Annotated in this window: 16 protein-coding genes and 1 other RNA gene; 10 read left to right on the forward strand and 7 right to left on the reverse strand. The window is 62.9% G+C overall.

Annotated elements, in window-relative coordinates; all coding sequences use genetic code 11:
- The first annotated feature begins 61 nt into the window (after positions 1-61).
- Together ligA and PMI20_RS13020 are read left to right on the forward strand one after the other, a co-directional pair.
- Positions 62-2,428, forward strand: a complete 2,367-nt coding sequence (ligA, locus tag PMI20_RS13015) for an NAD-dependent DNA ligase LigA (protein WP_007922366.1) — start codon at positions 62-64, stop codon at positions 2,426-2,428.
- Between the two features lie 202 nt (positions 2,429-2,630).
- Entirely contained in the window at positions 2,631-3,797 is a 1,167-nt protein-coding gene (locus PMI20_RS13020; RefSeq protein WP_007922368.1) for a zinc-binding metallopeptidase family protein, read from the forward strand.
- A 112-nt stretch (positions 3,798-3,909) separates the two neighbouring features.
- On the opposite strand, the gene PMI20_RS13025 is transcribed toward PMI20_RS13020, so the two are convergent.
- A complete protein-coding gene (locus PMI20_RS13025; RefSeq protein WP_007922370.1) occupies positions 3,910-4,296 on the reverse strand; it encodes a DUF6124 family protein in 387 nt (128 codons plus the stop codon).
- A 649-nt stretch (positions 4,297-4,945) separates the two neighbouring features.
- On the opposite strand from PMI20_RS13025, the gene ffs reads away from it, so the two are divergent.
- An RNA gene (gene ffs, locus PMI20_RS13030) (signal recognition particle sRNA small type) lies at positions 4,946-5,042 on the forward strand.
- A 93-nt stretch (positions 5,043-5,135) separates the two neighbouring features.
- Here the strand turns inward: ffs and PMI20_RS13035 are convergent.
- Entirely contained in the window at positions 5,136-6,002 is an 867-nt protein-coding gene (locus tag PMI20_RS13035; RefSeq protein ID WP_007922372.1) for a LysR family transcriptional regulator, read from the reverse strand.
- A 102-nt stretch (positions 6,003-6,104) separates the two neighbouring features.
- On the opposite strand from PMI20_RS13035, the gene PMI20_RS13040 reads away from it, so the two are divergent.
- Positions 6,105-7,088: a DMT family transporter gene (locus PMI20_RS13040; protein ID WP_037033922.1), complete on the forward strand. Its 984-nt coding sequence runs from the start codon at positions 6,105-6,107 to the stop codon at positions 7,086-7,088.
- Here the strand turns inward: PMI20_RS13040 and PMI20_RS13045 are convergent.
- Positions 7,022-7,396 (reverse strand): VOC family protein, encoded by a 375-nt coding sequence (locus tag PMI20_RS13045; protein WP_007922375.1) that lies wholly within the window; start codon positions 7,394-7,396, stop codon positions 7,022-7,024. The genes PMI20_RS13040 and PMI20_RS13045 overlap by 67 nt on opposite strands.
- A 142-nt stretch (positions 7,397-7,538) precedes the next feature.
- Positions 7,539-7,853, reverse strand: a complete 315-nt coding sequence (locus PMI20_RS13050; protein ID WP_007922376.1) for a helix-turn-helix domain-containing protein — start codon at positions 7,851-7,853, stop codon at positions 7,539-7,541.
- A gap of 600 nt (positions 7,854-8,453) precedes the next feature.
- Between PMI20_RS13050 and PMI20_RS13055 the strand changes: the two genes are divergently transcribed.
- Entirely contained in the window at positions 8,454-10,154 is a 1,701-nt protein-coding gene (locus PMI20_RS13055) for a putative bifunctional diguanylate cyclase/phosphodiesterase (RefSeq protein WP_007922377.1), read from the forward strand.
- 3 nt (positions 10,155-10,157) lie between these two features.
- Here the strand turns inward: PMI20_RS13055 and PMI20_RS13060 are convergent, their stop codons facing one another.
- Positions 10,158-10,931, reverse strand: coding sequence for a substrate-binding periplasmic protein (locus PMI20_RS13060; RefSeq protein ID WP_007922379.1), 774 nt, complete (start codon positions 10,929-10,931; stop codon positions 10,158-10,160).
- Positions 10,932-11,070: 139 nt separating this feature from the next.
- Here PMI20_RS13060 and dnaX point away from each other — a divergent pair, with 139 nt between their 5' ends.
- The 5 genes from dnaX (at position 11,071) to PMI20_RS13085 (ending at position 16,902) form a co-directional block, all read left to right on the forward strand.
- Entirely contained in the window at positions 11,071-13,191 is a 2,121-nt protein-coding gene (gene dnaX, locus PMI20_RS13065; protein ID WP_007922381.1) for a DNA polymerase III subunit gamma/tau, read from the forward strand.
- Between the two features lie 66 nt (positions 13,192-13,257).
- Entirely contained in the window at positions 13,258-13,596 is a 339-nt protein-coding gene (locus PMI20_RS13070) for a YbaB/EbfC family nucleoid-associated protein (RefSeq protein ID WP_007922383.1), read from the forward strand.
- 271 nt (positions 13,597-13,867) lie between these two features.
- Positions 13,868-14,902: an NADPH-dependent curcumin/dihydrocurcumin reductase gene (gene curA, locus PMI20_RS13075; RefSeq protein ID WP_007922385.1), complete on the forward strand. Its 1,035-nt coding sequence runs from the start codon at positions 13,868-13,870 to the stop codon at positions 14,900-14,902.
- Positions 14,903-14,967: 65 nt separating this feature from the next.
- Positions 14,968-15,570, forward strand: a complete 603-nt coding sequence (gene recR, locus PMI20_RS13080; RefSeq protein WP_007922386.1) for a recombination mediator RecR — start codon at positions 14,968-14,970, stop codon at positions 15,568-15,570.
- A 183-nt stretch (positions 15,571-15,753) separates the two neighbouring features.
- Entirely contained in the window at positions 15,754-16,902 is a 1,149-nt protein-coding gene (locus tag PMI20_RS13085) for an acyl-CoA dehydrogenase family protein (RefSeq protein WP_007922387.1), read from the forward strand.
- Positions 16,903-16,988: 86 nt separating this feature from the next.
- Here the strand turns inward: PMI20_RS13085 and PMI20_RS13090 are convergent, their stop codons facing one another.
- Together PMI20_RS13090 and fnrA are read right to left on the reverse strand one after the other, a co-directional pair.
- Positions 16,989-17,537 carry an adenine phosphoribosyltransferase gene (locus PMI20_RS13090; RefSeq protein ID WP_007922389.1) on the reverse strand — a complete coding sequence of 183 codons (549 nt, stop codon included), beginning with the start codon at positions 17,535-17,537 and terminating at the stop codon, positions 16,989-16,991.
- Positions 17,538-17,619: 82 nt separating this feature from the next.
- Positions 17,620-18,354, reverse strand: coding sequence for a Crp/Fnr family transcriptional regulator FnrA (fnrA, locus tag PMI20_RS13095; RefSeq protein ID WP_007922390.1), 735 nt, complete (start codon positions 18,352-18,354; stop codon positions 17,620-17,622).
- Positions 18,355-18,635: the final 281 nt, after the last annotated feature.

Genomic DNA, 18,635 nt, shown 5'->3' on the forward strand with positions numbered 1-18,635 from the left:
GGGCCCACCCAGACAAATATTGAGCAGCCTAGGCTGCTCTTTTGCTTTTTGAGAGAACATCATGACCGCCGTCGAAACCCGCATTCTTGAGCTGCGCGCTGAGCTGGATCAGCACAACTATCGCTACCACGTACTCGACGAACCGAGCATCCCCGACGCTGAATACGATCGCCTGTTCCATGAACTCAAGGCACTGGAAGCCGAACACCCGGAACTGGTCAGCAGCGACTCGCCCACCCAGCGTGTCGGCAGCGCGGCGCTCTCGGCCTTCACTCAGGTGCGCCACGAAATCCCCATGCTCAGCCTGGGCAACGCCTTCGAAGAAACCGACATGCGCGAGTTCGATCGCCGGGTGACCGAGGGGCTCGACCTGCCGGTGGGCGATCTGTTCGGTGGCGGTGCGGCGGTGGAATACAGCTGCGAGCCGAAGCTCGATGGCCTGGCGGTCAGCCTGCTGTATCTGGACGGCGTGCTGGTGCGCGGCGCGACCCGCGGCGACGGCACCACTGGCGAAGACATCAGCGTCAATGTGCGCACCGTGCGCAACATTCCGCTGAAGCTGCACGGCAGTGGCTGGCCGGCGACCCTGGAGGTGCGCGGCGAGGTGTACATGTCCAAGGCCGGTTTCGAGCGGCTCAATGCCGCGCAGCTGGAAGTTGGCGGCAAGACCTTCGCCAACCCACGGAACGCCGCGGCCGGCAGCTTGCGCCAGCTGGACTCGAAGATCACCGCCAGTCGCCCGCTGGAATTCTGCTGCTACGGGATCGGCCAGGTCACTGCGGATATCGCCGACACCCATATCGGCAATCTGGAGCAGCTCAAGCACTGGGGTATGCCCGTCAGTCGCGAGCTGAAACTGGCCAAGGGGATCGACGAATGCCTGGATTACTACCGCGATATCGGCGAGCGCCGTAACGGCTTGCCTTATGAAATCGACGGCGTGGTGTTCAAGGTCAACAGCATTGCCTCGCAGCGCGAGCTGGGCTTCCGGGCTCGCGAGCCGCGCTGGGCGATCGCTCATAAATTCCCGGCAATGGAAGAGTTGACCGAGCTGCTGGACGTGGAATTCCAGGTTGGCCGCACCGGCGCGGTGACCCCGGTGGCCCGTCTGAAACCGGTCAAGGTGGCGGGTGTCACCGTCTCCAACGCGACCCTGCACAACATGGACGAAGTGGCGCGCCTGGGCCTGATGATCGGCGACACCGTGATCATCCGTCGTGCGGGCGATGTGATTCCGCAAGTGGTGCAGGTGGTCGTCGAGCGTCGTCCGGAAAATGCGCGCAAGGTGCATATCCCGCAGACCTGCCCGGTGTGCGGCTCCCATGTCGAGCGCACGCAGTTGATCAAGCGCAGCAAGGGCAAGGAAACCATCAGCGAAGGTGCGGTGTACCGCTGTGTCGGTCGCCTGGCCTGTGGCGCGCAGCTCAAGCAGGCGATCATCCACTTCGTTTCCCGTCGGGCGATGGATATCGAAGGGTTGGGCGACAAGACCATCGAACAGCTGGTGGACGAAAAGCTCATTGGTTCGCCGGCCGATCTCTACAAGCTCAAGTACGAACAGATCATCGATCTGGAAGGCTTCGCCGAAGTCTCCAGCAACAAGCTGCTCAAGGCCATCGAAGACAGCAAGAAGCCGGGCCTGGCGCGTTTCATCTACGCCCTGGGCATTCCCGATGTGGGCGAGGAGACGGCCAAGGTCCTGGCGCGCTCCCTGGCCTCGCTGGAGCGCGTGCAGCAGGCCTTGCCGGAAGTACTGACCTACCTGCCGGATATCGGCCTGGAAGTGGCTCACGAGATTCACAGCTTCTTCGAGGACAGCCATAACCAGCAGGTGATCGGTGCCCTGCTCGATCCGCAGCAGTGCGGGCTGCAGTTGCAGGATCAGGGCGATCTGGGCGCCGAGTTCGCTGCCAGCACCACCCTGGGCGGCATGCTCGACAAGCTGAACATTCCATCGGTGGGGCCGGGTGCGGCGCAGAAGCTGGCGGACAAGTTCGTCACCCTCGACGGTGTGGTCAAGGCGGACTGGCTGGACATGCGCCAGACCCTGCCGGAGAAGCAGGCCAAGGCCGTGCGCGAGTTCTTCGACATCGCGGAAAACGCCGAGCGGGCACTGGCCATCGAGGCGCAGCTGCAAGCCTTCGGCATGCACTGGCGGAGCGAGAAGAAAGTGGTGGAAGGGCTGCCGCTGGCTGGCCAGACTTGGGTGCTCACCGGCTCGCTGGAGCTGATGAGCCGCGACGTGGCCAAGGACAAGCTGGAAAGCCTGGGCGCCAAGGTCGCCGGTTCCGTTTCGGCCAAGACCCACTGCGTGGTGGCCGGTCCCGGTGCCGGCTCCAAGCTGGCCAAGGCCAACGAGCTGGGCCTCAAGGTGCTGGACGAAGAAACCTTCGTGAGCTTCCTCGGCCAGCACGGCATCTCGGTATAACCCTGTAGCCGCTGCCGAAGGCTGCGATCGACCGCGCAGCGGGCGTTGCTCTGTCGGGTGCCAGAAGGTTCTGCGGATCTTGTCGTAGCCTGCGGCAGCGGCTACATGGAATGGCGTTCCCCCGGCAGGAACGCCCTGAAGGCGATGGAACGATCATCTCGTCCATATGATCTAGTCTTGGCACGCCCAGGGAGAGATCGCCATGTACCGCTTCTTCGAACAGCTCAGTTCCCGTATCGCCGCACCCTTTGTCCGTGAGGGCAGCCGCAACAGCAAGGTCTGGCGGTGTCGTTGCGGGCAATCGCTGTTCTTTCGCAACAGTCAGTGCCTGGCCTGTTCGGCGGCCTTGGGTTATCAGCCTGAGCAGAGTCGCTTGTCGTCGCTGCAGCCAGGGCCGGAGGCCGATACCTGGCGGCTGGACGTCGATCCGCAAGCCGGGCTGTTCCGGCGCTGTGCCAACCTCGATACCCCAGCGGCCTGCAACTGGCTGCTGCCTGCGCATGGCGCCGCTACCCTGTGTGTGGCGTGCAGGCTGAACCGGACCATTCCCGACCTTGGCGTGCCGGAAAACCCCGAGCGCTGGCGCATGGTGGAAATCGCCAAGCGCCGCCTGGTGGCGCAAGTGGTGAGCCTGGGCTTGCCGCTGATCGCCAAGGCCGAGGATGAAGAGGCTGGCCTGGCTTTCGATTTTGTCGGCATCGATCTGCAGGGCAGGGCGCCCATGACCGGCCACGCCAACGGCCTGATCACCCTCGACATCAAGGAGGCCGACGATGCGTATCGCGAGCAGGTGCGGGTACAGATGCGCGAACCCTATCGCACCTTGCTCGGTCACTTCCGGCATGAGGTGGGGCATTACTACTGGGATCGCCTGATCGCAGGCAGCCATTGGCTGGAGCCCTGTCGCGCGCTGTTCGGCGACGAACGCGCAAGCTACGCCGAAGCCCTGGAGCGGCATTACCAGCAGGGCGCACCGAGCGATTGGTCGCAGACCTACGTCAGCGCCTACGCCACCATGCATCCCTGGGAGGACTGGGCGGAAACCTGGGCCCACTACCTGCACATGATGGACGCGGTCGATACCGCGCTGGGCTTCGGCATGAGCGCCCGGGAAATGGACTTCGACTACCAGCCGTTCCCGCTGGATACCCTGTATGACCCGCAGCATCCCGGCGGCCCGGCGTTCCTCTCTTTTGTTAATGCCTGGATCGAACTGGCCGGCATGCTCAACGAACTGTCGCGCAGCATGGGCCAGCCGGACTTCTATCCCTTCATCCTGCCACCGGCGGTGATCACCAAGCTGCACTTCATCCACCTGGTGATCCAGCAGGCCGGCGGCAAGGCCGACGAAGCACTCGAACAAGCCTGAGCCCACCACTTGCTTCTGTAGGAGCGAATCTTGCTCGCGATGCAAGCGACTCGGTCCGGCAGAAGACCGCGGCGATGCTATCGCGAGCAAGCTTCGCTCCTACCAAGGGCGGTTAGCGAGCTGTGCGCACGCCATCGAGCAAGGCATCGACCACCGCGCGAGCCATCTCCACGGAATGCACCATGGACCAGATCAGCCCGCGTTCGATGCCGCTGCCCTGTTCGGTGATTTCATCCGAGACTTCTTCGGCGCATTTGAGCAGCAGCGAGACATGCATCAAGGCTTCTTCGGCATTCACCCCGGCCTGCACCGCGAACAGCGGCCGTTGCTGGGCGTCATGCAGGCCGAAGGGCTGGCTGCGGGTTTCTTGCAGTTGCGCCAGCAGCGGTTGTTTCTGGTCATGGAGCGACAGGAGCAGGGAGGCATTCGCTGCATCCAGTTCAGGGTCGCGTAGTCGGCGCGGGGCAGTGAAGGGTGGGTCGGGGACAAGCTTTTTCATGTGTGCGATTCCTTTAGCATTTAAGGAACTGCCAAATCTCACTTCCACATGAGGGGTGGCAGCCGTGCGTAGGTGTGGAAGACCGGAGCTAAAGGAATCCGGCGCACCCGAAGGTGCCCCACGCACAGCCGCCATAGAACAAGTTCACCAGTGCCATGAGGCGCCCGTGCTTGTTGATAGGGTTGTACGTCCTTAGCTCCAGACTTCCACATCCGGGTCGTTGAAACTGCAACGACCCACGCAGACTGCCCGATCAAATTCAGGGGTACAACCCGCCCAAAGGCGTTCCAGAGTTTCTAGGAAACCCCTTACAAAACAAAGCGAAAAATCGACTGCCGGCTCGCCGCAAAACTGCCATCTCGCTCTTGCGCGGTCCCTGTAGCCGCTGCCGCAGGCTGCGATCGGTCGCGCAGCGGCCGCAATGGCGGACAACAGGGTGTTTCGTTGCTGTTCGACACATGGTTGGCAACTGCTTCGCAGTCGAGCGCAGCCTGCGGCAGCGGCTACAGGAATCGACAAGCGAGCGGGGTAATGATCCAAGTACTTGAAGCGGTTCAGATTTTTTAATCTTTACAGAGCGGTTGTAACTTCGCCGCAGATAGGTACAATGGCGCGGCTCGCCGTCAGGTGAGCATCGTTATGGTGACCCCATTGGTCCCCTCGCAACGATCAGCCGTGAACCCGGTCAGGCCTGGAAGGGAGCAGCCGCAGCGGTGACATTGTGTGCCGGGGTGTGGCTGGTGGGGTTGCCTCCATAACGCCTTCTGTCGGTCCTCGACGAATATTCTGAATTCTCCCCCCTGTTTTATCCTGGTCTGGCCTCTCGCCGGTCGCTCGTTTCATTTCCCCAATCGTTCCTGCAACAACTGCGCAAACGCGTCCCGTGCGGTGTGGCGTTGTATTTCCTTGTTCCAGACAAAACGAATGTCGATCGGCTGCAGATCGGCGAAGCGGTGGCGCGCCAGGCCCGTGGACAGGGTGTAGCGGTCGAGCACGCCTTCCGGGGCCAGGGTCATGCCGGCACCGGCGCTGACGCAGTCGATAATGGTGCCCCAACTGGCGTAGCCGATGAGGGTCGCAGTCACGTCATGGGCGTTCAGCCAGTGCTCCAGGGCGCGGCGGTAAGGGCAGCCGCCGGGCCACATGAACAGGGTCTGGCCTTGCAGGTCCCACGGGTTCAGCACGGGCGCGGCGTCGGCGCTGGTAACCAGTACCAGTGGCTCGTTGTAGAGGGCGGTGCGCTCCAGTTTCGGGGGGAGGGTGTCGACCGCGACCAGTGCGCCATCGATCCGGTGATGTTGCAGTTCCTCGAACAGCTGCGACCAAGTGCCGGTTACCAGCTCCAGAGTGACCTGTGGAAAGCGCTGATGGAATTCCGCCAGCAGGGGCGGCAAGCGCCCGCCGGCGCAGGATTCGATGGCGCCGATGCGCAGGATGCCGCTGGGTTCGGCCTGGCGGTCGACCGCCCGTTTGGCCTCATCCACCAGGGCCAGGATGCGCTCGCTGTAGCGGAGAAATATTTCCCCGTCCGGACTGATTTTCAGCCCGCGGCCGGCGCGGATAAACAGGCGGGTGCCCAGCTCGCCTTCCAGTTGCTTGAGGCGGTTGGTGATGTTGGAGGGCACGCAATGCAGTTGTTCGGCTGCCCGGGCAATGCTGCCGGTGCGGGCGACTGCTTTCACCATCTTCAGTTGGCTCAGTTCCATTGCTCATTTCCAGTGAGGTCTGGTCTCAGTATCCGTTAATTGTGGTGAGTTGTGGCAGGCGGGAGACTGAAGGCCTTTCTTGTGCTGCCGAGTGCCTGTGTCTTGAGCATCTCTCCTGCGTTGAAGCTGGTCCTGGCGACCGCCGCGGTCATTCTGTGTTGGGCCTACTCCCCGGTGGGTATCCACATTGGGCTGGAAGGCTACGAACCTGGCCATCTGGCGTTGCTGCGCTTTCTGATTGCTTCGCAGTTCATGGGGGCAATCGCCCTGGTGAAAAGAATCTCCCTGCCGCGCTGGCGCGATCTGCCCTGGTTGCTGGTGCTGGGCTTTTTCGCCATCGCCCTGCATCACGTCAGCCTCAACTATGGCCAGCAGGGTTTGAGCGCGGGGGCATCCAGTGTGCTGGCGCAGTCGGCACCGATCTTCAGCACTCTGATTGCGTTTTTCTGGTTGAGAGAGCCGGTCAGCGGCTGGCGCTGGGGTTGTGTCGGGCTGGGGTTGCTGGGGGCGGTCGTGGTGGTCTGGGGCGACCAGGGCATGGCGTCGATCGAGCCCCGGGGATTGCTGGTGCTGCTGGCGGCCTTCTCCTGGGGCTTGTACTTCGTTTTGCAGCGGCGCTATTCGGGGCGTTACGACCTGCTGACCACCGTGTGCTACATGGTCTGGGCCGGCACCTTGCTGTTGAGCCTGTATTGGCCGGGGCTGGCGGTCGCGGTGGTCCAGGCGCCGTGGCGGGTGAACCTGGCGGTATTGCTGCTGGGGCTGTTTCCCAGTGCGTTGGCTTACCTGGCGTGGGCCTATGTGCTGGCGCGGGTCGAAGTCAGCCGGGCATCCATCGCCATGTACCTGATACCGCCGATCGCCATGCTGCTGGCGGCGCTGGTCCTGCATGAACGGGTGCATGGCGCGGTGATCGTGGGGGCGGCGATCGTCCTCGGCAGCGTAATGGCGATGCAGCTGGAGGGGCGCTGGGCGCGGCGCCGCTCCGTACTGCCGGGCACTATCGGCACGGCTCCTGTTCACTCCGGGGTGAGGCAAAACACCCTGAGCCGATGCCCGTCCGGGTCCAGGGCGACGAAGGTGTAGCCGAAGTCCAGGGTGGTCGGGGCCTGGGCGATGTTCACGCCGGATTCGCCCCATTGGCCGTGCAGCAGGTCGACGGTCTGCTTATCGGCCACGGCCAGGGCCAGTTCGCCGCCACCGCCGGTGACTTGGGTGGCTGGCTCGACATCCTGTCTGGACCAGAGGCCGAGCTTAAGCCCCGAATCAAGAATGAACAGGGCAAAGGTCGGCGACAGCTCGACCGGTGGCCTGTCCAGCAGGCGGCTATAAAAGTTGGCGCTGGTGGCGGGGCTGTCGACGTAAAGCAGAAGGTAAGTGCTGGTAGCGATCATCTGGACTCCTGGGAAGGTTGGGCTGCGCACGCCAGCTTAAGGGGCGCCGCTGTCAGTTCCTGTCAGGAGTCGTCTGGCGGAAATGAAGAGGAGGCAGGCTATCGGCTTCGATAGATCTGCCTCCTCTGCGTGTTGCTCGGCTCTAAGGCTTGGACAAGGCCAGGTCTACCGCTGCTATCAGCTTTCCCAGGTCCTTCGGGGTGGCTTTGTGAATGACACCGAACAGATACGCCCGCTGTTCGTCTTCGTCGCCCAGATCTGCGAAAAAGGCTTTCAGCTTCACCCCGAGTACATCGGCCAGCAGGAACAGGGCTTCCACACTGGGGGTGTAGGTGCCGGTTTCGAAGCGGCTGATGGTTTTAGGGTCAAAACCGGTTTTTTCGCCTAGTTCAGCCTGAGTAAGCCCCGCTACCTTGCGGTAACGCCTGATGGCTGGACCCAAACTTGAAATTTGCATCGCTCAATTCCCATTTAGAATCAAGAACTTAACGATAAATCTTTGCATTAGGCAACGCCATGATTCATCACCTTGCCTTGCAAAATGTGATGCAATTCGTAGAATCGACGCTTCGGACAGGCATTTGGTGATCTAGTTTCAGAAGATGAACTGATGAAACAAGAACTCATTGCATTTTCCTTGTTCACCAGAATCGAGGGTATGGCGCAGGCGCGAACGTCTCGCTGATGATTGCCAGTGTCCCACCCGCCAAATTCGGCTGATCCCTGACTGATTTTAGTTGATCTTCGTCGATTCGAAGGTCAATGACGGTGCCGATCGCTGTACGGTTGCAATTGCGTCAGGTGGGGCGAGACGGTGCGCCATTTTCCTCGGTCGGCCTCTTGCCGGCTTGTCTGGGCTGGCATTGTCGAATGCTGTCTATGGAGTTTTAACGTGCGTCTGAATGTGCCGGTCACCTCTGTTCAGCAGATACCTTCGGACCAGCAGCCTAAGCCTGCCTGGGTTTGCGAAGTGAGTGAGGATGAACGCCCAAACATCTCTTCCGGGCCTCGTGCCTTGGTCGAGCGGTTCAACCGCTAGCGACAGTGAGCCAGACTCATGGATGAGAAATACCGCAGGGCCGTGGACGCCGCCGCCATTTTTTCCGAGACCGACCTGACCGGCCGGATCACTTACGTCAACGACCAGTTCTGTTCGATTTCCGGCTACAGCCGTGAAGAGCTGCTGGGCGCCAATCACCGGATCCTCGGCTCCGGCCTGCACCCTCCCGAATTTTTCAGCAGCATGTGGCGCACCATTGCCCTGGGCCAGGTCTGGAAGGGCGAGATCTGCAACCGGGCCAAGGATGGGACCTTGTATTGGGTCGACAGCACTGTCGTGCCCTTGCTCGATGAGGCCACTGGTCGGGTCCAGCGTTATGTGGCGATCCGTTTCGATATCAGCGAAAAACGGCGCTTGTTGCACTCGCTGCAATGGCGGGTCGGGCACGATGTGCTGACCGGTTTGCCCAACCGTTCCTTTCTGTCCGACCTGCTCAACCAGGCGCTGGACTACTCGCGCAAGGAGAACATTGCGCTGGCGGTGTGCATGCTCGATCTCGACGGCTTCAAGGCGGTCAACGATGGTTACGGGCATGCCAGTGGCGACCTGTTATTGGTGGAGGTAGCGGCGCGCCTGCGCTCGATCATTCGCGGCGAAGACGTGGTGGCGCGGCTGGCCGGGGACGAGTTCGTGCTGATCCTGCGTCATGTGCGTGACATTCGCGAGTTGCGGGCGGCGCTGCACCGGGTGCTGGGGGTAATCGCCACGCCTTATCAGATCCAGGACAAGGAGATCAACGTCTGCGCCAGCATCGGCGTCACGCTGTTTCCCGCTGACAATGACGATGCCGACACCTTGCTGCGGCATGCCGACCAGGCGATGTACGTGGCCAAGCAGAGCGGGCGCAATCGCTTCCACTTGTTCGATGTGTCGCGGGACCGCGAGGTCAAGGCCACCCACCAGACAGTGGAGCGGGTCCGGCAGGCGCTGGCGGCCGGCGAGCTGTGCCTGCACTTTCAGCCCAAGGTCAATATGCGCAGCGGTGAGGTGGTGGGTTTCGAGGCGCTGCTGCGTTGGCAGCATCCGCAGCGGGGCATAGTCGCACCTCGGGAGTTCCTGCCGCTGGTGGAGGAGACCGACCTGATCGTCGATATCGGCGAGTGGGTGATGGAGCAGGTCATGGCCCAGTTGCGGCAATGGCAGTTGGCCGGACAGCGTTGGCCGATCAGCGTCAATATCGCCGCGCGGCATTTCCAGCGGGGGGATTTCGTCGACCGGCTCAAGGCGGTGCTTGAGCGCCATCCGCAGATTGCCCCGCAGTTGCTGGACCTGGAAATCGTCGAGGCGGTGGCGGTGGAGAATCTCCAGCACGTCAGCGCTTGCCTCGAGGCCTGCCAGGCGCTGGGCGTGCAATTCTCCCTGGGGGATTTCGGCACCGGGCATTCGTCGCTGAGCTACCTCAAGCGCTTGCGCACCCAGACCATCAAGATCGACCGCATGTTCGTGCGCGACATGCTGCACGACAAGGGCGACCTGGCGCTGACCCAGGCCCTGATCGGCCTGGCCCGGGCGTTTGACCGGCAGGTGGTGGCCGAAGGCCTGGAAACCATGGAGCACGGCGAGTTGCTGATGTCGCTGGGCTGCGACGTGGCGCAAGGCTATTTCATCGCCCCGCCCATGCCGGCCAGCGAGGTGCCGGGCTGGGTGGCGACTTTCCTGCCGCCGCTGGAGTGGTGTCCGCAGGACGAAGCCGGCTGACAGCTACGGCGCTCCATAGCTTTGCGGGACGCTCTCGGTCGGCCTGCGGCCGGTGTACAGGCCGATGATGTCGTCGATCTCTCCTGACATCTTCATGCGCAACAAAGTGCGCAGCACTCGTTGCACCGGTAGCGCCGGATCGTTGCGGATGACGCAGCCGACCGCCTGTTCCTGGAGGATGGCTACGCCGTGCAACTGCTGGTCGGGTGGCAGGGTCTGATTGAACCAGTCCAGCGTCCATTGGTTGCTCACCGCGTACCGGTAGCGGCCGGCCCAGAGTTTTTGCAGCACCTGTTCCTGGTTGCGCGCGTCGTCGCGGATCAACTGGCGGCTGTCGAACAAGGGTTGCAGGGTAGGGTAGGTGTAGCTGAGGACGGTGCCGATGGGCTGCATCGGCAGGTCCCTGGGAATGACCGGGAGCGGGGACTGCTCGCGGTTGACCAGCAGGTCGCGCTGGACGAACAGCGGGATACTCCAGATGTAATCGCCGGACGGGTTGGACAGCCAGGACTGGGCGGCATAGCAGCGGATATCGATTTCCCCATGATCCATGGCTGCTTGTACGCGGGCTCGGGCCAGGACATGGAATTCGGCTGGGTTGCCAACCTGGGTGGCAAGGCTGGCCATCAGGTCGTGGAGAATGCCCTGGGTGCTCCGGCCGTGTTCGATCTGTACCACGGGCATGGCCCAGCTGTCGGGGATCGAGAAGCGCAGGGCCGGTTCTGCGGCAAAACCATTCATGGCAACCAGCAGAAAGGCGCCCAAGGCTAAACGCATAGAGTCTCCACGCAGGAAAAGGCCACTGACGAGCCCGACAAAGAGCAGCTTAGCCAGATTAGACGAGCGCACCGGATGCAATTTCGCCCTTGCTCCGCTAGCATTACGGGCTTCCGCTTCCCAGTTGCGACGGTTTTCGATGAGTTATCAGGTTCTTGCACGTAAATGGCGTCCGCGCTCGTTCCGCGAAATGGTCGGCCAGACCCATGTGCTCAAGGCTCTGATCAATGCCTTGGACAGCCAGCGGCTGCACCATGCCTATCTGTTTACCGGCACCCGCGGAGTGGGCAAGACCACCATCGCGCGGATCATTGCCAAATGCCTGAACTGTGAAACAGGCATTACTTCCACGCCCTGCGGCACCTGCTCGGTATGCCGCGAGATCGACGAAGGGCGTTTCGTCGACCTGATCGAGATCGACGCCGCGAGCCGGACCAAGGTCGAGGACACACGCGAGCTGCTGGACAACGTGCAATACGCCCCGAGCCGCGGGCGCTTCAAGGTCTACCTGATCGACGAAGTGCACATGCTGTCCAGTCACTCGTTCAACGCCTTGTTGAAGACCCTGGAAGAGCCGCCGCCCTACGTCAAATTCATTCTGGCGACCACCGACCCGCAGAAACTTCCGGCAACGATTCTTTCGCGCTGCCTGCAGTTCTCCCTGAAGAACATGACCCCGGAGCGAGTGGTCGAGCACCTGACTCACGTGCTGGGCGTCGAGAACGTGCCGTTCGAAGACGACGCGCTGTGGCTGTTGGGCCGCGCCGCCGACGGTTCGATGCGCGATGCCATGAGCCTCACCGACCAGGCCATCGCCTTCGGTGAAGGCAAGGTCATGGCCGCCGATGTGCGGGCGATGCTCGGCACCCTCGATCACGGTCAGGTCTACGACGTCCTGCATGCGCTGATCGACGGCGATGCCAAGGCCTTGCTGGAGGCCGTGCGCCACCTGGCCGAACAGGGTCCGGACTGGAACGGTGTGCTGTCGGAGATTCTCAATGTCCTGCACCGTGTGGCCATTGCCCAGGCCTTGCCGGACGGTGTCGACAACGGGCATGGCGACCGCGACCGGGTGCTGGCTTTGGCCCAGGCGTTGCCGGCCGAAGATGTGCAGTTCTATTACCAGATGGGCCTGATCGGCCGGCGCGACTTGCCGCTGGCGCCGGACCCGCGCGGTGGTTTCGAGATGGTCCTGCTGCGGATGCTGGCCTTCCGGCCAGCGGACTCGGCAGACGCGCCGAGACAGCCGCTAAAGCCAGTGGGGATCAGCCAGGCCACAGTTGATTCCGCCCAATCCGTGGCTGGCGCAGCCGTTGCTGCGCCGGTAGTTGCCGCCGCCGCGCCGGTTGCGGCGCCGGTGGTCGAGGCCACTCCCGTGGCCGTACCTGCCGCAGCCCCGGTTGCAACGCCCGCACCTGTTTCTGCGGCGCCGGTGGCGCCTGCACCGCAACCTGTGGTCGAGACGCCGCCAGAGGTAGCGCCTATCGTCGCCGAAGAGGTGGTCGACCTGCCGTGGAACGACCCGGTCGAACCGGTCGTCGTGCAGCAACCGGCCGTCGAGCCCGTGCTGGAGACCGCTGCAGAGCAGCCTGAGCTGACTCCGATGCCGACCCCGACCCCGGACAGCGTGGTGCCGGATGCGCCGGAATGGGTCAGCGCCCCGGTGCCGGAGCCCAGCATTGCCGAGGTCGATGCCGCGACACCGGGTATCGATCTGGACGACGAGCCGCCGCTGGACGAAGACTACATCGAGCCGGACATGGATTCGGCCTACAGCTACCTGGACGAACTGGCCAGCGAGCACGCCGCCGATCCCGAGCCGGAACCCGAGCCGTTGCCAGCCGCCCAGCCGGCCACCGGCCTGGCGCTGGAGTGGCTGGAGCTGTTCCCGAAGCTGCCGATTTCCGGGATGACGGCGAGCATTGCCGCCAACTGCACCTTGATCGCCGCCGAGGGCGACAACTGGTTGCTGCACCTGGACCCGGCCCACAGCGCCCTGTTCAACGCCACCCAGCAGCGGCGCCTGAACGACGCCCTGAACCAGTACCACCAGCGCACGCTGACGGTGAGCATCGAGCTGATCAAGCCCGAGCAGGAGACCCCGGCCCAGGCCGCGTCACGCCGCCGTGCCAATCGCCAGCGCGAGGCCGAGGAGTCGATCCACGGCGATCCGTTCATCCAGCAGATGGTGCGGGAGTTCGGCGCGGTGGTCCGTCACGATACTATTGAACCTGTCGAGGCCCTGGTCAGCCAGGGTTAATAACTGAAGGGCGCCGGGCCTTGAGGCCGGGCGCTGTTTTTATCCAAGTACTTTGAGGTGATTCCCATGATGAAAGGTGGCATGGCCGGCCTGATGAAGCAGGCGCAGCAGATGCAGGAAAAGATGGCCAAGATGCAGGAAGAGCTGGCCAACGCCGAAGTCACCGGCAAGGCAGGTGGCGATATGGTCACCGTGGTCATGACCGGTCGTCACGACATCAAGCGCGTGAGCATCGACCCAAGCCTGCTGGAAGGCGTCAGCGAAGATGACCGCGAAGTGCTGGAAGATCTGTTCGCCGCCGCCGTCAACGACGCCGTGCGCAAGATCGAAGCCAACAGCCAGGACAAGATGTCCGGCGTGACCGCTGGCATGCAACTGCCACCGGGTATGAAGCTGCCGTTCTGATTCGCACCCGCGCATCGGTCGGACTTGAAAATGCCAGGCATCGCGCCTGGCATTTTTGTTTGTGGCCCCTGTAGCCGCTGCCGCAGGCTGCGATCGAGCGCGCAGCGGTCGTCATTCAGGCGATGGGGTCTGGCTGGATGATTGCGGTTGCCGTGCAATCGATCGCAGCCTGCGACAGCGGCTACGGGGTGAGAAATATCGAACGCCGATCGCAGTACGATGGTCTGCACTCTGTATGGCCCGATTCAATTCTCGATAAGGAGTTGCTCTGATGTCGCAAGCATTGACCCTCAACCAGCGCATTGTTCTGGCCTCCCGGCCCCAGGGCGCGCCCGTGCCGGAAAACTTCCGTCTGGAGCGGGTGGCGCTGCCGGACCTGGCGGATGGCCAGGTGTTGCTCAAAACCCTTTACCTGTCGCTGGACCCTTATATGCGCGGGCGCATGAGTGATGCGCCGTCCTACGCCGCCCCGGTGCAAATCAACGAAGTGATGACCGGCGGCGCAGTCAGCCGGGTCGAGCGCTCGCTGAATCCGAAATTCCAGGAGGGCGACCTGGTGGTGGGCGCTACCGGATGGCAGAGCCACAGCATTTGCGACGGGCGTAACCTGATACCGGTGCCGGCGGGTTTGCCCAACCCTTCGATGGCCCTGGGCGTGCTGGGTATGCCGGGCATGACCGCCTACATGGGCCTGATGGACATCGGCCAGCCCAAGGCCGGGGAAACCCTGGTGGTGGCCGCGGCGTCGGGCGCCGTGGGCTCGGTGGTGGGGCAAGTGGCCAAGATCAAGGGGCTGCGGGTGATCGGTGTGGCGGGCGGTGCCGACAAGTGCCGCTATGTGGTCGAGGAGCTGGGGTTCGATGCCTGTATCGACCACCACAGCCCGGACTTTGCCGACGAACTGGCGCAGGCCTGCTCCGAGGGCGTGGACATCTACTTTGAAAACGTCGGTGGCAAGGTATTCGATGCGGTGCTGCCGTTGCTCAACCCCAAGGCACGGATTCCGCTGTGCGGGCTGATCGCCCAGTACAACGCTCAGGAGTTGCCGCCAGGACCTGATCGCCTGCCACTGTTGCAGCGTCAGCTGTTGACCAAGCGCGTGCGCATCCAGGGGTTTATCGTGTTCGACGACTACGGCGATCGACAGCCGGAGTTTGTCAGCGCCATGGCGCCGTGGGTGCTGCAGGGCAAGGTCAAGTTCAAGGAGGATGTGGTAGACGGCCTGGAGCACGCGCCGCAAGCCTTCATCGGGCTGCTGGAAGGGCGCAACTTCGGCAAGCTGGTGGTGCGGGTCGCCCCGGACTGAGCATTTGACGCTAATCGGAGGCGCGGGTATAAACCGCGTCTCGTCGTTTTGTCGGACCTTTACCCATGAGCTTCAGCCCCCTGATTCGCCAACTGATCGATGCCCTGCGCACTTTGCCGGGTGTGGGTCAGAAAACCGCCCAGCGCATGGCCTTGCAGCTGCTGGAGCGCGACCGCAGCGGTGGTACGCGATTGGCCCAGGCGCTGAGCCAGGCCATGGAGGGCGTCGGCCACTGCCGCCTGTGCCGCACCCTGACCGAGGACGACCTGTGCCCGCAATGCGCCGATCCACGGCGCGACGACACGCTGTTGTGCGTGGTCGAAGGGCCGATGGATGTCTACGCGGTGGAGCAGACCGGTTATCGCGGTCGCTATTTCGTGCTCAAAGGCCACCTGTCGCCTCTCGACGGCCTGGGCCCGGAAGCCATCGGCATTCCCCAGCTGCTGGCGCGGATCGAAGAGCAAGGCAGTTTCACCGAGGTGATCCTGGCCACCAACCCGACGGTGGAAGGCGAGGCGACTGCCCATTATATTGCCCAGCTATTGACCAACAAAGGCCTGATCACCTCGCGTATCGCCCATGGCGTGCCCCTGGGTGGCGAGCTGGAACTGGTGGACGGCGGCACCCTGGCGCACTCGTTTGCCGGGCGCAAGCCGATCGCGCTGTAAGTGTTTCGGCTGTGAGCAAAAAACTACTGTAGGAGCGAGCTTGCTCGCGATGGCCGCCCGACCTGGCGCGCCGCGTCGCCTGCATCGCCAGCAAGCTGGCTCCTGCAGGGCGTTTCGTGCGGTCCTTCTTGAAAACCAAGCAAGCGCTAGGTAAGTTTCCTCAACCTTCAGAGGAGCTTGCCGATGTCTGCCTGCCAGGAATACTTCGACCCTAGCCATCAGTTGGTCCGCGACAGCGTTCGACGTTTCGTCGAGCGGGAAATCCTCCCGGACATCGATCAGTGGGAGGAGGCGCAAGGCTTCCCCCGCGAGCTGTACCTCAAGGCTGGCGCAGCCGGCATCCTCGGTATCGGCTATCCCGAGGCCCTGGGGGGCAGTCACGAGGGCGACCTGTTCGCCAAGATCGCCGCCAGCGAGGAGCTGATGCGCTGTGGCTCCGGCGGCCTGGTGGCGGGCCTGGGTTCGCTGGACATCGGTTTGCCGCCGATCGTCAAATGGGCGCGCCCCGAGGTCCGCGAGCGGGTGGTGCCGCAGGTACTGGCGGGGGAGAAGATCAGCGCCCTGGCGGTCACCGAGCCCGGCGGCGGTTCGGACGTGGCCAATCTGCAGACCCGGGCGCTGCGTGACGGCGACTTCTACCGCGTCAGCGGCAGCAAGACCTTTATCACCAGTGGCGTGCGCGCCGATTTCTACACCGTGGCGGTGCGTACCGGCGAGCCCGGTTTCGGCGGCATCAGCCTGCTGCTGATCGACAAGGGCACACCGGGATTCACCGTCGGCCGGCAACTGAAGAAGATGGGCTGGTGGGCGTCGGATACCGCCGAGCTGTTTTTCGATGATTGCCGAGTGCCGGCCAGTCATTTGATCGGGGTCGAGAACATGGGCTTCGCCTGCATCATGGGCAACTTCCAGAGCGAGCGCCTGGCGCTGGCGCTAATGGCCAACATGACCGCTCAGCTGGCGCTGGAAGAGAGCCTGAAGTGGGCCCGGGAGCGCGAGGCCTTCGGCAAGCCCATCGGCAAGTTCCAGGTGATCAAGCATCGCCTGGCGGAGATGGCGACCGCGCTGGAGGTGTCCCGCGAGTTCACTTATCGCCAGGCGGCTAAGATGGCGGCGGGCCAGAGCGTGATCAAGGAGATTTCCATGGCCAAGAACTTCGCCACTGATACCGCCGACCGCATCACCCACGATGCCGTGCAGATTCTCGGCGGGCTGGGTTACATGCGCGAAAGCCTGGTGGAGCGGCTGTATCGCGACAACCGCATCCTGTCCATCGGCGGCGGCACCCGGGAAGTGATGAACGAAATCATCAGCAAGCAGATGGGGTTGTAGGCCAGCTGAAGGCGTGGGGCGCCATCTTTGTAGGAGCGAAGCTTGCTCGCGATAGCGCCGGCCCTGACAACCCAAGTGGCGGCGATTTAACGCTCGCTCAACGAGAACTGCGTCAGGCAGAAGGTTGGAATGTCCATGTCTCGCAGGCGTTGCGAGCCGCCCAGCTCAGGCAGGTCGATGATGGCGGCGGCCTCGTAGACTTTTGCCCCCATGCGGCGCACCAGGTTGGCCGCGGCGATCAGGGTACCGCCGGTGGCGATCAGGTCATCGAACATCAGCACCGAATCGCCTTCGCACAGGCTGTCGGCATGCACTTCCAGGAAGGCTTCGCCGTATTCGGTCTGGTAACCCTCGGCAAGCACATCGGCCGGCAGCTTGCCTTGCTTGCGGAACAGGATCAGCGGTTTGTTCAGCTGGTAGGCGATGATCGAGCCGATCAGGAAACCACGGGCATCCATGGCACCGACGTGAGTGAAGTCTTCTTCGACATAACGCTGGGCAAAGGTGTCGGCGACCAGGCGCAAGGCCTTGGGCGACTGGAACAGGGGAGTGATGTCACGGAAGATCACGCCCGGCTTGGGGAAGTCGATGACTGGGCGGATCAGGGATTTGATGTCGAAGGAGTCGAAGGCCATCGTGGCGGTGTCCTGGCGGGCATGAAGTGGAGCGCGCCAGTATAGCCCCGCCCGAGCCACTTGGCTCGGGCGGGGCTCTGCCTCAGCCTTCCAGGGAACCGCCGGCGAGGGCGCACAGCTGGATCGGGTCGAGAATGTGCACCTCTTTGCCTTCGGCGGCGAGCAGCGCGTTCTGCTGGAAGCGGGTGAACACCCGGGACACGGTTTCCACCGCCAGGCCCAGATAGTTGCCGATCTCGTTGCGCGACATGCTCAAGCGGAACTGGTTGGCCGAGAAGCCGCGGGCGCGAAAGCGTGCCGACAGGTTGACCAGGAAGGTGGCGATGCGCTCGTCGGCGGTCTTTTTCGACAGCAACAGCATCATCTGCTGGTCGTCGCGGATCTCGCGGCTCATCACCCGCATCAGCTGGCGGCGCAGTTGGGGCAACTGCAGGGCCAGTTCGTCGAGGCGTTCGAAGGGGATTTCACAGACCGACGTGGTTTCCAGGGCCTGGGCGGAAACCGGGTGGATCTCGGTGTCCATGCCGGACAGGCCGACCAGTTCGCTGGGCAGGTGGAAGCCGGTGATCTGTTCTTCGCCGCCGTCGCTGAGGCTGAAGGTCTTCAGGGCACCGGAGCGCACTGCATAGACGGAGTCGAAGGCGTCGCCCTGGCGAAACAGGAACTCGCCTTTTTTCAGGGGGCGGCCGCGTTTAACGATTTCGTCCAGCGCATCCATGTCTTCCAGATTCAGAGAAAGTGGCAGGCAGAGGGGGGCCAGGCTGCAATCCTTGCAATGGGCCTGGTTATGAGCGCGCAGTTTTACTGGCTCGGACATTCAATAGAATCCTTGTGGGAAAACACACATAAGCCGTAAGGGTAACTCACGGGAGGAGGTTCCGGCCAGTCCGTGCCGTATTGGCGCTTAGTCGTAAAGCTGTCCGTTTGTAGCTTCCAGGCCACTGCGGAAAAATGCGCTCGTGCAGTCCATTCAGGGTATTTCCAGCGCTGACCGTCACTTGCAGCCGCCGATTATCCCAGCGTCAAGTATCAGGCTTGTTTGCGCCTTGTCTGTCCCGACAGTTTTTGCCCGTCACCTGCGACAAGTTGCCGCGCCGA

Origin of the sequence: Pseudomonas sp. GM17, from assembly GCF_000282175.2 — a bacterium.
GTDB classification, from domain to species: domain Bacteria; phylum Pseudomonadota; class Gammaproteobacteria; order Pseudomonadales; family Pseudomonadaceae; genus Aquipseudomonas; species Aquipseudomonas chlororaphis.

What these genes read in the sequence shown, in the direction of transcription:
- ligA (WP_007922366.1), top strand. Translation starts at nt 62, where the DNA reads ATGACCGCCGTCGAAACCCGCATTCTTGAGCTGCGCGCTGAGCTGGAT.
- PMI20_RS13090 (WP_007922389.1), bottom strand. Translation starts at nt 17,537, where the DNA reads ATGGCCTTCGACTCCTTCGACATCAAATCCCTGATCCGCCCAGTCATC.
- PMI20_RS13085 (WP_007922387.1), top strand. Translation starts at nt 15,754, where the DNA reads ATGTCTGCCTGCCAGGAATACTTCGACCCTAGCCATCAGTTGGTCCGC.
- PMI20_RS13025 (WP_007922370.1), bottom strand. Translation starts at nt 4,296, where the DNA reads ATGAAAAAGCTTGTCCCCGACCCACCCTTCACTGCCCCGCGCCGACTA.
- PMI20_RS13070 (WP_007922383.1), top strand. Translation starts at nt 13,258, where the DNA reads ATGATGAAAGGTGGCATGGCCGGCCTGATGAAGCAGGCGCAGCAGATG.
- PMI20_RS13045 (WP_007922375.1), bottom strand. Translation starts at nt 7,396, where the DNA reads ATGATCGCTACCAGCACTTACCTTCTGCTTTACGTCGACAGCCCCGCC.
- PMI20_RS13035 (WP_007922372.1), bottom strand. Translation starts at nt 6,002, where the DNA reads ATGGAACTGAGCCAACTGAAGATGGTGAAAGCAGTCGCCCGCACCGGC.
- recR (WP_007922386.1), top strand. Translation starts at nt 14,968, where the DNA reads ATGAGCTTCAGCCCCCTGATTCGCCAACTGATCGATGCCCTGCGCACT.
- fnrA (WP_007922390.1), bottom strand. Translation starts at nt 18,354, where the DNA reads ATGTCCGAGCCAGTAAAACTGCGCGCTCATAACCAGGCCCATTGCAAG.
- PMI20_RS13055 (WP_007922377.1), top strand. Translation starts at nt 8,454, where the DNA reads ATGGATGAGAAATACCGCAGGGCCGTGGACGCCGCCGCCATTTTTTCC.
- PMI20_RS13060 (WP_007922379.1), bottom strand. Translation starts at nt 10,931, where the DNA reads ATGCGTTTAGCCTTGGGCGCCTTTCTGCTGGTTGCCATGAATGGTTTT.
- PMI20_RS13020 (WP_007922368.1), top strand. Translation starts at nt 2,631, where the DNA reads ATGTACCGCTTCTTCGAACAGCTCAGTTCCCGTATCGCCGCACCCTTT.
- PMI20_RS13050 (WP_007922376.1), bottom strand. Translation starts at nt 7,853, where the DNA reads ATGCAAATTTCAAGTTTGGGTCCAGCCATCAGGCGTTACCGCAAGGTA.
- dnaX (WP_007922381.1), top strand. Translation starts at nt 11,071, where the DNA reads ATGAGTTATCAGGTTCTTGCACGTAAATGGCGTCCGCGCTCGTTCCGC.
- curA (WP_007922385.1), top strand. Translation starts at nt 13,868, where the DNA reads ATGTCGCAAGCATTGACCCTCAACCAGCGCATTGTTCTGGCCTCCCGG.